The organism is Mesorhizobium sp. 131-3-5 (assembly GCF_016756575.1).
Lineage (GTDB): Bacteria > Pseudomonadota > Alphaproteobacteria > Rhizobiales > Rhizobiaceae > Mesorhizobium > Mesorhizobium jarvisii.
The window spans coordinates 2,229,924-2,241,239 of sequence record NZ_AP023254.1 but is presented as its reverse complement, the minus strand read 5'-3'; the positions used below and the strand labels follow the sequence as shown (position 1 = coordinate 2,241,239).

Here is an 11,316-nt window from a genome sequence, read left to right as displayed (position 1 = left end):
ACGCCCCTATATCGATGGGTACGGGCCACGAACCGCCGGCGATGAGAGGATCATCGCGACGTGACGGGAGCAGATTGCCCGCGATCGGAAAGCGATAGCCTTACCGCTTTTCCCGTTGAAGGGAGGCGCAACCATGCGCAATTTTACACCGAAGGTCATAGCAATCGCATCGCTTCTGGCGGCGGTGCCACTATCGAGCGCCTACGCGGTGCATCGCCATCGGGTCGAACCGGGCGGCATGTCCGTCGAGGCAAGTGCGGTCCTGGACCAGTTGCAGGGCGTCAGGCAGGGGATCGTCGAGGCCATGGATGCAAAGGCGATCACCCCTCAGCAGGAGCACGATCTGATGATGCAGGCCGAAAGCATTCACCGCTCGGCCACCGGTGGCGGCGCATATCGAGCTTTGCTCGGCCAGATAGAGAAGCTCGACCAGCAACTGCAGGTCGATACGGGCGGCGGCACATACATGGGCGACGGCTCCGATGGCGGCTATTACCCGAATGGCTGACGCGGACCGCTTATGATCGTTCGGCGCCCCATTTCGGGGCGCCGGTTTTTCACTCGGCCCTCGCACAGTGGTGCAAGCAAGGCGGGAAGCCTACTAGACCGAGGCGATGGTGCAGATGGAAGCGTCGCCAAGGCCCTGGCAGTGGCGGGAATTGCGATACTCTTTCGATAATCCACTCAGCCACTCGCATTTCGAAGTAGAACGCGGCAAAGCTTCGCCGCCGCGCGATGTCTTATCGCTCGTCAAAACCACGGCTGGTCTGCATTCATGTCCGAAAGGCGCGCGCCCCGCCGCTCGGATGAGACGGAAACTATGCCTGGCCTGATGAAGGTCAATTCAACGGGCAGCCCTTCGGCTGTTATCCAAGCCATAACCCGTCACTGTCGATCCATGCCTCGGCTGGCCCTGTTGTCCGCAAATGGTACGTCTGGACACAGGTGTTGAAGGCTGAAAAATAGGGAACGTGATTTCGCTATCCCAGTTGATTCAAGAGATCGGGAGATCCGCGCTGAATCTGGAAGACATAGCCGCCCATCCGGCCTTGCACCGCTACGTACAGGAACAGTCGCAGTCCCTGATCCGAATCTATGAGGAAACCCCGCGACTGGCTTCAATCTTTGCCACGCAGCAGCGCTGGCTGATGGCCCATGTCGGCCTTGCCATGCACTTCCGGCGGGACCGGAACGACCGCCGCAAGGAACTGACCGTATCGCGTTTTATCGAGGTCGTGCACAAGAACGCCGTGGCCAGCCGCAATACGGCGGATGCATTCATCAAGGAGATGCTGCACTACAACATCGCCGAGTATGTGGCTGGCGGGGACGGCCGCACGCATCCCCTGCAACCGACGGCCGCCACCATCGAGAGGTTCACCGGCTGGGTGACCGCCCATCTGCGCACGCTTGACCATATCGATGGCGGCGACCGGCTGGGCAGATATCTGGAACGGCCCGACATGCTTGCCACACTGCAGCCGCTGATCGCTGACGGCCTGCTGACCTCAAAGCCGGTGCGCGAACCCAACCAGACCTTTTCCCTTTTCATCTGGCTCAACAATGGCGGCATCGTCATGGACTGGCTGATGTCCGGCATCGATCCGGACCACGCCGGCCTGGAGCGGATTCCGACCAGTGTGGTTTCGATCGGCGATTTCGCCAAATGGCTCAAGCTGTCGCGGACCCATCTCGGCCGCAAACTGCGCACCGCCGAGGAACTCGGCAGCATTGGCTGGCTCGGCCAACGCGGCCATTCGGTGATGTGGGTGTCGCACGGGTTCTACGAGGAATACATGACCGTGCAGGCCGCCAAGCTGGCTGTCGTCGACAATGCCTTCAAGGCTTGTTTTCCGCCATCGCAAGGCGGTGACTGAGCAGCGCCCTGCACAAGGGCTGATTTTGGGGAAAGCGTAAGGCGGATTTCCGTCCGCAATCAGGTCGGACAAGAAGAGATACCGATTTTGCGCTTCCGCGTAGCAATGAAGCTGCGTCCGTGATTGTGGCCACTGTACACATTCACCCACTATTGATGGCCAGCGTTGCCGCTCATCCGGCATTGCATCGCTGTGCCCGCGCCCAAGCTTCGCCGAAGCCTTTGGTCCGACGACCGGCCCGCTGATCGGAGCGGTATCCGAAGGGCCGATGCTGGACAAGCGTCAGAAGCTGTCCAGCATTACAGCGACGTGTACGCCCTGTGTCGATTGATGCTCGCCGAGCATCACCGACACTGATCTTGGGCAGACCTCGGCGTTCTCAATCGATGTCGAACGAGACGCCCTGGGCAAGCGGCAGCGCCTTGGAATAGTTCACCGTGTTGGTGGCGCGCCGCATATAGGCCTTCCACGCATCGGAGCCGCTTTCGCGGCCGCCGCCGGTCTCCTTTTCGCCGCCGAAGGCGCCGCCGATCTCGGCTCCTGACGTGCCGATGTTGACATTGGCGATGCCGCAGTCCGAACCGTCGACACCGAGGAACCGCTCGGATTCCTGCAGATCGCGCGTGAAGATCGACGATGACAGGCCAGCACCCACCGCATTGTGCTCGTCAAGCACGGCGTCGAAATCGGAATATTTCATCACGTAGAGGATGGGCGCGAAGGTTTCTTCCGTCACCGGCGAGACTTGGCTTTGCATCTCGACCAGCGCCGGATGCACATAATAGGCATCCGGGTGGCCATTTTCGACGCGCGTACCGCCGGTCACCTTGCCGCCATGGGCCGTGGCTTCCGTCAATGCCCTCTGCATGGCGTCAAAGGCCGCCTTGTCGATCAGCGGCCCGACCAGCGAAGAGGTCTCCAGCGGATTGCCGACAGACACGCTCTGATAGGCCTTCTTCAGCCGCGGCACCAAGGCATCGTAGACGCTCTCATGCACGAACAGGCGCCGCAGCGTCGTGCAGCGCTGGCCGGCGGTGCCCATGGCGCCGAAGGCAATCGCCCGCAGCGCCATGTCGAGATCGGCGGTCGGGCAGACGATGCCGGCATTGTTGCCGCCGAGCTCCAGCACCGCGCGGGCAAAGCGCTTGGCCAGACGCGGGCCGACGTCCCGGCCCATGCGGGTCGAGCCGGTGGCCGAGACCAGCGGCACCTTGGGATGGTCGACCAGGATTTCGCCGACGGCGCGGTCGCCGATCAGCACCGGCGCCAGCCCCTGCGGCGCGTCGGCGCCGAAACGCTTGACCGCGCGCTTGAAGATCGCCTCGCAGGCAAGTGCGGTCAGCGGCGTCTTTTCCGAGGGCTTCCACACCACCGCGTCGCCGCAGACGAGCGCCAGCGCCGCATTCCACGACCATACCGCGACCGGGAAGTTGAAGGCGGAAATAACGCCGACCACGCCGAGCGGATGCCAGGTTTCCATCATGCGATGGCCCGGACGCTCGGTGGCGATGGTCAGGCCGTACAATTGCCTGGACAGGCCGACGGCGAAATCGCAGATGTCGATCATCTCCTGCACTTCGCCCAAGCCTTCGGACGGGATCTTGCCGACCTCGATCGATACCAGCCGGCCAAGCTCGGCCTTGTGCGCACGCAACTCCTCACCGAGCAGCCGCACCAGTTCGCCGCGCTTCGGGCCGGGCACCAGCCGCCAGGACTGGAACGCCTTGTGGGCGGCATCGATGGTCTTGGCCGCATCGGCCGGCGAGATGGTCTTCAGGGCCGCGATCTGTTCGCCCGTCACCGGGCTGTGCACGATCAGGTCGCCGCCGACTAGCGCGTCCTTGGCCACACCCAGTTTCGCCAGAAGCTCGGCCGTTTCCTTCGCTATGGTCATTTTTGTCCCTTTCAGATCCGTCGTCATCATATGGCGTCGGGTCAAAGCCTCGCGCCATCTCGCCCGCGTACCGAAAAGGCACTTCAGGCACAGTCATGGCGTGGCCTTACTCGTTTCGAGGGAAAATCGCCACCCCGGCATGGTCTAAGCCCGGGCGACACGATTGAGCCAGATGGGCAAACGCGGCTCAGTTGGCCTTTTTCGCCGGCACGCGCACGGCGCCGTCCTTCATCAAACGGTCGATATGCATGCGGATATGGGCTGCTTCCGCCGCCGTGTTGGCCAGCGCGATGGCGCGGTCGAAGGCGACCCGCGCCTCCTCACCCCGGTCGAGCTGCATCAGCAGCCCGCCCTTGAGGCCGAAGAAGTGGAAATAGCCGGAAAGCCTTTCTTCCAGCGGCTCAATCATCGCAAGGGCGGCTTCCGGGCCGCGTATTTTCGAGACCGCCACCGCGCGGTTGAGCGTGATGACGGGCGACGGCTGCATCTGCTCGAGCAGGCCGTAGAGCAGGTCGATCTCCACCCAGTCGGTGTCCTCGGCCTTCTCTGCCCGGGCATGCAAAGCGGCGATCGCGGCCTGCACCTGGTAGGGACCGGGCTTGCGATGGCGCAACGCCTTGTCGACCAGCGCCAGCCCCTCGTCGATCATCTTGCGGCTCCACAGGCTGCGATCCTGGTCCTCGAGCAGCACGATCTCGCCGTCCGCGTCGAAGCGGGCCGGCGCGCGCGCATGCTGCAGCAAAAGCAGCGCCGTCAGCCCCATGATCTCCGGCTCGGTCTGGAACAGCCGCAGCAACAGCCGGGCGAGCCGGATCGCCTCCTCGCACAGCGGCGCGCGGGCCGGCGCCTCGCCGCTGTTGGTCGAATAGCCTTCGTTGAAGATCAGGTAGACCATCGCCGCCACCGCGGCGAGCCGCTCGGAGCGCTCGGCAGCGCCCGGCGTCTCGAACGGCACGCCTGCGTCGGCGATGCGCGCCTTGGCGCGGGTGATGCGCTGCTCCATGGCGCTCTCGCCGACCAGGAAGGCGCGAGCGATCTGCTTGACGGTGAGACCGGAGACGATACGCAGTGCGACCGCGATCTGCTGCGTTGCCGGAAGGTCAGGATGGCAGCAGATGAAGAGCAGCCGCAATATGTCGTCGCGATAGTGCGCGCCGTCCAGCCGCTCGGCGATGTCGCTCTCGGCGTCCTCCAGATCGGAGATCTGGTCCTCTTCCGGCATCGGCGCCTGCTTGGCGCGCTTGCGCACCGCGTCGATACCGCTGTTGCGGCCGACGAAGATCAGCCAGGCCGCCGGGTCGCGCGGCGGCCCGTTCTGCGGCCAGTTCTTCAACGCCCGGAGACAGGCATCCTGGAAAGCTTCCTCCGCCGTATCGAGATCGCGGAAATAGCGCAGCAGCGCGCCCATTGCCTGCGGGCGAGCAGCGCTGATCGCGGAGCTGATCCAGGCAAGTTCGGTCATACGACCACCTTAGTGGGATTGAACACCGAGACCGGCCGGATCTCATAGGATCCGCCGCTCGGGTTGACCTCGGAGAGCTCACGGGCGAATTCGACGGCCTCGTCGAGATCGGCGCATTCGAGCGTGTAGAAACCGAGGAACTGCTCCTTGGTCTCGGCGAACGGCCCATCGATGACGACCGATTCGCCTTTCACTTTCCGCAGCGTCGTCGCCGCTGTCGTCGGCAAAAGCCGCGCCACCGGGCCAAGCCGGCCAGCCTTGGCGTACTTGTCCTGAACGTTGATGAGATTGGCCATGACTTCGTCGTCCTGCGCCTTGCTCCAGGAGCTGACGACGTCTTCGGAGGCATAGCAGAGTATGGCGTAGAGCATGGTCGGTCCTTTTCTGTATCAAAGGACGAAACAGTATGACCGATCCCGACACGACGTCGATAAAAAAAGACGGATAGAGCGACCGTCAATTGCCGCCAGTCACCGTTCGTGCGTCTTCAACCATCTCAGCACGAGCGCTTCCTCGTCATCGAGACCCTCCATGGGCCGCTTGCGCTTGTTGGCTTCCGCCATTTCTGTCAGCAGCCGTCCCTGCGACCAGGCTTCGAAAACCTGCGGATGAATATAGCACTTGCGGCAGACAGCGCGCGTGTTGCCCAGCCGCTCGGCCACCTTGTCGATGACGCTGTTCATCACCCGCTTTTGCTGGGCCTTGGCTTCGGGCAGCTCCGTCTGCGCAAACAGCGACGCGGCATGGATGGTGCCGCCCCAGGTGCGAAAATGCTTGGAGCTGAACGCATCGCCGGCGGCGTCCCTGATGTAGCGGTTGACGTCGTCGGAGCGGACCGGGCGCCTGTTGCCTTCCTCGTCGAGATACTGGAACAGTTTCTGGCCCGGCAGGTCCTGCGCACCCCGCACGATGCCGGCGATACGGCGATCGACCAGCTTCAGTTTCCATTCCTTGCCGGACTTGCCCTTGAAGGCGAAGCGCAGGCTCGATCCCTTGATATCGACATGGCGGTCGCGCAACGTCGTAAGGCCGAAGCTCTTGTTGTCGCGCGCATAGGCGGCATTGCCGACGCGGATCATCGTATTGTCGAGCAGCCAGACGACCGCGGCGACGACGCGCTCGAACGGCAGGCCGTGGCGGCGCAAATCACCGTCGATCGTGCGCCTCAGCTTGGCCAGGCTTTCGGCGAAGGCAACGAGGCTCGAATATTTGGCGCCGTCGCGTTCTTCGGCCCATTGCGGATGATAGCGATACTGCTTGCGCCCCCGCTGATCCCTGCCGGTCGCCTGGATGTGCCCGTCGGCATCCGGCGATATCCACACATCCGTCCATGCCGGCGGAATAACGATCGCCTCGATACGCGCCCTGGCGGCATCCGAGACCGCTTTCCCGTCCGGTCCCTTGTAGGTAAATCCCTTGCCGGTCTTCAGCCGGCGGATGCCGGGCTCGGCATCGCTGACATAGGTCAGCGCGGCGTGCTCAGCCGCGCTTTGCGCCCCGTTCTTCGGGGCAACGGCGCCGTCGGTTGGCCGGCCGTGCGGCAATCCGGATGTCTGCAGCATGTAAGCTCCACGCAAATATGCGTAGATAAGCTGTTGGCCGACAGCTGGTTCCACGCCGCGCGAAAGTCGGCTGGCCGCGATAAGCGAATGGCGGAACCTTACGACTACAAGACGCCCTGCAGTTCTACCCGCGGCGCCGACAGCCGGCGTCGCACCGCGAGCTTGAGCCTGTAACGCAGGCAGCGCCAGGCTTCTGACCGCCGCTTTGGCGCGGCCGCGGCCACTGCCAGGAAGCGCGCGGCGACGTCGAGGTCGCCACGTGCGTAGTGGACGCGGGCGATCTTGAGGGCGACAAGCCCTTCCCTGGTCTTGAGCGCCGAGACCGGGATGCCGCAATCGGTGAGCGTACGCAATTCCCGGCGCCACTCCAGGAAGCGCCGCACCGGGTTGATTGCGAAGCGGTCGTCGGAACGAGCCGGCGAAACCTCATAGACCATGACGGGTTGCGGAATCATGGCCAGCGAAGCCTTGCTCATCAGCCGCGCCCAGAACAGCGTGTCCTCGTCATAGGCAAGGCCCACCGGAAACCGTGTATCGCCGATCAGTTGCCGGGACGCCAGCACGCTGCCCACGGCGACGGAGCGTATGTCGCCTTTCACATAGGCCGAAGCATTTGCCAGGCACGCAGCCTGATAGCCGTTCGGCACCTTGATCTGCCGATCCTGCCCGTTCACCCGCCGCCGGTAGGCGCCGACGATCATGCCGGCTTTCGGCTGGTTCTCCGCCTGCCGCAGCAGCGCGCGCAATCCGCCCTGAAGATGCAAATCGTCGGCGTCGATCAGATACACCCAGGGATGGAGCGCCTGCGCCAGCGCCACGTTACGGGCGCCGCCGGCGTCGCGGCATTCAGCCGGCAGCACACGCAGCGGCAAAGACAATTGCGCCGCTGCCTGCCGTGCCACATCAGCCGTGTTGTCAGTCGATGCATCGTCGACCAGCAGGATCTCGCCGATGACCTCGGCCTCACTGCCAAGCGACGCCAGCGTTGTCGCGATCGTGGCCGCCGCATTGTAAGCAGGGATGACGACGCTGACCGCTTTCAATTACAAGACCCCGCGCCCGCGCCGAAACGAACAGAGATTAGCGGCCCCTTGGATGTTTGAGAAGTCGCTTCGTCCACGCAGCGGAACGCTTCGCGCTTCTCAGCGCGCTTTCATACCTTCTCGAGCGCAACCGGAATAACGTCGACGGCCTGCTCGCCGACCTGTCCGCCAGTGGTCTTCAGCACGCCGACGATCGGCGCGACGTCGGAATAGTCGCGGCCGTAGCCGACGGTGATATGGTCGTTGCTGGCCCGCATGCCGTTGGTCGGGTCGAACTCCTGCCAGCCGGCGTCACGCCCGCACCAGACCTTGACCCAGGCATGCATGGCGTCGGCGCCTTCCAGCCGCGGCTTGCCCTTGGGCGGGATGGTGCGCAGGAAGCCGCTGACATAACCGGCCGGAATGCCGAGGCCGCGCAAGCCCGCGATCATGATGTGCGAAAAATCCTGGCAGACGCCGCGCTTCAGCCTGAAGGCATCGCTGGCGCGGGTCCGCACCGTGGTCGCCTCGCCGTCATAGGTGAAATCCCGATGGATGCGGTTGCACAGATCCATTGCCGTGCCGGCGGCCGAGGTGCCGACGCTGTCCTGCGCATAGGAAGTGATCGCCGCATCGATGCCGGAGTGAGCGCTTCCCGCCAGAAAATGGTGCGGCGAGTCAGACGCCAGCGACCGCACCGCGGCCAGTTCCTGCCGCAGCCGCCCGATATCGGGCGACCCGTCGAGCCCCGGCTCCGGCCGCGACACCGAAACGCGTGCACTCATCCTGATGTCGAGCGCGTCATGCGCGTCGCGAAAGGCAATCGAAGTGACGTTGTTGCCGAAGAAATCCGAGAAATCCGACCGTTCATTGGGCGCCGGGGCAAAAGACAGGGAAGCGGCAATGACGCGCTGCACGCCCGATATCGTCGATGGCAGCACGCGGATCTGGTGGCGACCGCCGCCCGCCGCCGCTGCATAGTCGTAATGGAGATGAAGCCTGATGTCGTAAAGCATGGACTACTTTTCTTGTTTTGCCGCAGGTTCTTGCCGCAAAACCGTGAGACACTTTTGCGGAACCTGCTTAGCCGAAATAGGCTTTGGCGAGGCTGTTGTAGAGACCGCCGATTTCATAGGCGAGTTCGTCCAGCGCCTTTGCCGTCATGTCCGAAGGCTCCTTGATGGCTATGGCCGTGTTGAGCTGCAGGATCTCCTTCGCCGCCGGCGACATGTGCCCCTCGCCGCCGACCGACGGCAACAGGCCGATCTCGGCCTTCAGCCTTTCCAACTGGAACAGGATCGAGCGGGGATTGAGCGGGTCGAGCGCCAGAAGATCGATCACCGTGCGCCGGCCGGCCTGCACCGGATATTGCCGGCGATGGGTCATGACGCTGTCGCCGATCTCCAGCATCATGTCGAGCGCGCCGTCCGGCGCCTTGGGGCTGGTCAGCCGGGACAGCGTGCGGGCGATCTGGATGCCGCGTTCCAGCCGCCGGCCGATCTCAAGGAACCGCCAACCGGCGAAGCGGTACATGTTCTCATGCAGCAGGCCGGAGAAACCGGCGAGCTTGCGCAGGATCACCGTCATGGCCCGCGTCGCGTCATCGCCCGGCGCCACCGTCGTCGCGAACTGGTGGATGGTCTTCGACAGGTCCTTGAGCGCCAGCCAGCCGTCGGGGGAAAACCGGTCGCGGATCTGGCCCGCGCTATAGACGGCGCTGTCGAGCGTGCCGATCAGCCCTGACGGGATCGCCGTCTCGACGTCGATGCCGAACGGTTCGAGATAGTCCCTGACGTCGGCCAGCAACGGCATGTCTGGATCGGAGGTCTCGGCCAGCCGCACGTGATAGGCGCGCAGGATGCGCACCGTGTCTTCCGAACGCTCGATATAGCGGCCGAGCCAGGTGAGGTTTTCCGCAGCGCGGCTGGGCAGGCTGCCCGGCCTGGTGCGCGTGAAGCTGTCGCCCTCTTGCGGCAGCAGCGTCTCGCGCTCGACGGGCCTGTCGCTGACCACCCAGACGTCGGCTGCTTGGCCGCCGCGCTGCATGGCGATCGCCGTCGGATCGAGCGACAGCCCGACGCGGGCGAACCCGCCTGGCATGACCGTCCAGCCCTCGGGCGTGCGCGCCAGATAAACGCGCAGGCTCGCCGGCCGCGGCTCCAGCCAGCCGCCGACAAAGACCGGTGTCGTCGACAGCGTCACCGCTTCCTGGCCGACAAAGGCGCCGCCATCGCGTTCGATGCGCGCCACCAGCTCGGCCCGCTCCCCGGCCGACAGCGTCGAGCCGAGCGTGGTCTGGCCATCATCCTCGAAGGCGAGTCTCGTCGACAGCGCCGGGCCGACCACCATGCGGTCGATATTGGCAAGCACATGGGCGCGTTCGGTCGCCTGCCCGCACCACCATGTCGCGACGCTCGGCAAGAGCAGCTCCTCGCCACGCAATTCGCGCGCGATCTTGGGCAGGAAGGCGAGCAGCGCCCGTGTTTCCATCAGCCCTGAGCCGAGCGCATTGACGGTCGCAACCGCGCCCCGGCGGATGGCTTCCACCAGCCCCGGCGTGCCGATCTGCGAATCCGACCGCAATTCGAGCGGATCGGCGAAGGCGGCATCGAGGCGTCGCCACAACACGCTGATCGGCATCAGGCCTGAAACGGTGCGCACCATCAGCCTGCCGCCGGAGACGGTCAGGTCCTCGCCTTCGAGCAGCATGATGCCGAGATAGCGGGCGATATAGGCGTGTTCGTAGTAGGTTTCGTTGAGCGGCCCCGGCGTCAATATGGCGACGCGGCCTTCGCTTTCCCTGGCCATGCCGATCAGCGCATCGCGGAAACGGCGGAAGAAGCCGGCCAGGCGATGCACATGCATCTCGCCATAGATATCGGACAGCGCGCGCGTCGTGGCGACGCGGTTCTCCAGGGCAAAGCCGGCGCCCGACGGCGCCTGCGTACGGTCGCCCAGCACCCACCACTGGCCGTCAGGCCCACGGCCGAGCTCGAAGGCGCAGAAATGCAGGTAATGGCCGCCGGCCGGCGTGGTACCCACGACAGGCCGCAAATATTCGGGGCTGGCCGCGATCAATCCCGCCGGCAGGATGCCTTTTTCGATCAGCCGGTTGCGTCCATAGATATCGGCGATGGTTTCCTCGAACAACTCGGCGCGCTGCACGAGACCGGCGCTGATCGCGGCCCATTCGCTGTCCTCGATAAGCAGCGGCACATGCGCCAGCGGCCATTCGCGCTCATTGGCGCCGGCCTTGTCGTAGACGCGGTAATAGACGCCGGCATCGCGCAGATACTGGTCGGCACGGGCGAAACGCTGGCCGAGCTTCTCGGCACCGAGATCGTCGAGCGCCTCGATGAAATGCTTCCAGACCGGACGGGGATTGCCTGCGGCGTCGACCATCTCGTCGACGACGCCGTCGATGGGCTGGTAGTGCTCCAGCAGGCTATGGATCTGCGGCTTGCCGCGTATCCTCTTGTGATTCCCCTTTGCCATCGCT

General features: G+C 64.4%; 9 protein-coding genes. 2 read left to right on the top strand and 7 right to left on the bottom strand.

Annotation, left to right across the window (positions count from 1 at the left end; genetic code table 11):
- Positions 1–133 precede the first annotated feature (133 nt).
- Together JG747_RS10900 and JG747_RS10895 are read left to right on the top strand one after the other, a co-directional pair.
- Entirely contained in the window at positions 134–508 is a 375-nt protein-coding gene (locus JG747_RS10900) for a hypothetical protein (protein ID WP_069093034.1), read from the top strand.
- 454 nt (positions 509–962) lie between these two features.
- Positions 963–1,877: a hypothetical protein gene (locus JG747_RS10895; protein WP_244748425.1), complete on the top strand. Its 915-nt coding sequence runs from the start codon at positions 963–965 to the stop codon at positions 1,875–1,877.
- Between the two features lie 379 nt (positions 1,878–2,256).
- Here JG747_RS10895 and amaB read toward each other — a convergent pair whose 3' ends face one another.
- The 7 genes from amaB to JG747_RS10860 form a co-directional block, all read right to left on the bottom strand.
- On the bottom strand, positions 2,257–3,771 hold the full coding sequence (gene amaB / locus JG747_RS10890; protein WP_064981659.1) for an L-piperidine-6-carboxylate dehydrogenase: 1,515 nt from the start codon (positions 3,769–3,771) through the stop codon (positions 2,257–2,259).
- A 187-nt stretch (positions 3,772–3,958) separates the two neighbouring features.
- Entirely contained in the window at positions 3,959–5,233 is a 1,275-nt protein-coding gene (locus JG747_RS10885) for an RNA polymerase sigma factor (RefSeq protein ID WP_064980704.1), read from the bottom strand.
- A complete protein-coding gene (locus tag JG747_RS10880) occupies positions 5,230–5,604 on the bottom strand; it encodes a YciI family protein (RefSeq protein ID WP_064980706.1) in 375 nt (124 codons plus the stop codon). The genes JG747_RS10885 and JG747_RS10880 overlap by 4 nt, the downstream gene beginning before the upstream one ends.
- Before the next feature lie 99 nt (positions 5,605–5,703).
- On the bottom strand, positions 5,704–6,795 hold the full coding sequence (locus tag JG747_RS10875) for a DNA topoisomerase IB (protein ID WP_202361749.1): 1,092 nt from the start codon (positions 6,793–6,795) through the stop codon (positions 5,704–5,706).
- A gap of 104 nt (positions 6,796–6,899) precedes the next feature.
- Positions 6,900–7,838 carry a glycosyltransferase family A protein gene (locus tag JG747_RS10870; protein ID WP_019860912.1) on the bottom strand — a complete coding sequence of 313 codons (939 nt, stop codon included), beginning with the start codon at positions 7,836–7,838 and terminating at the stop codon, positions 6,900–6,902.
- Between the two features lie 110 nt (positions 7,839–7,948).
- A complete protein-coding gene (locus JG747_RS10865) occupies positions 7,949–8,833 on the bottom strand; it encodes a transglutaminase family protein (protein ID WP_202361748.1) in 885 nt (294 codons plus the stop codon).
- A gap of 67 nt (positions 8,834–8,900) precedes the next feature.
- A complete protein-coding gene (locus JG747_RS10860; protein ID WP_019860914.1) occupies positions 8,901–11,312 on the bottom strand; it encodes a circularly permuted type 2 ATP-grasp protein in 2,412 nt (803 codons plus the stop codon).
- Positions 11,313–11,316: the final 4 nt, after the last annotated feature.

What these genes read in the sequence shown, in the direction of transcription:
- JG747_RS10900 (WP_069093034.1), top strand. Translation starts at nt 134, where the DNA reads ATGCGCAATTTTACACCGAAGGTCATAGCAATCGCATCGCTTCTGGCG.
- JG747_RS10880 (WP_064980706.1), bottom strand. Translation starts at nt 5,604, where the DNA reads ATGCTCTACGCCATACTCTGCTATGCCTCCGAAGACGTCGTCAGCTCC.
- JG747_RS10865 (WP_202361748.1), bottom strand. Translation starts at nt 8,833, where the DNA reads ATGCTTTACGACATCAGGCTTCATCTCCATTACGACTATGCAGCGGCG.
- JG747_RS10885 (WP_064980704.1), bottom strand. Translation starts at nt 5,233, where the DNA reads ATGACCGAACTTGCCTGGATCAGCTCCGCGATCAGCGCTGCTCGCCCG.
- JG747_RS10860 (WP_019860914.1), bottom strand. Translation starts at nt 11,312, where the DNA reads ATGGCAAAGGGGAATCACAAGAGGATACGCGGCAAGCCGCAGATCCAT.
- amaB (WP_064981659.1), bottom strand. Translation starts at nt 3,771, where the DNA reads ATGACCATAGCGAAGGAAACGGCCGAGCTTCTGGCGAAACTGGGTGTG.
- JG747_RS10875 (WP_202361749.1), bottom strand. Translation starts at nt 6,795, where the DNA reads ATGCTGCAGACATCCGGATTGCCGCACGGCCGGCCAACCGACGGCGCC.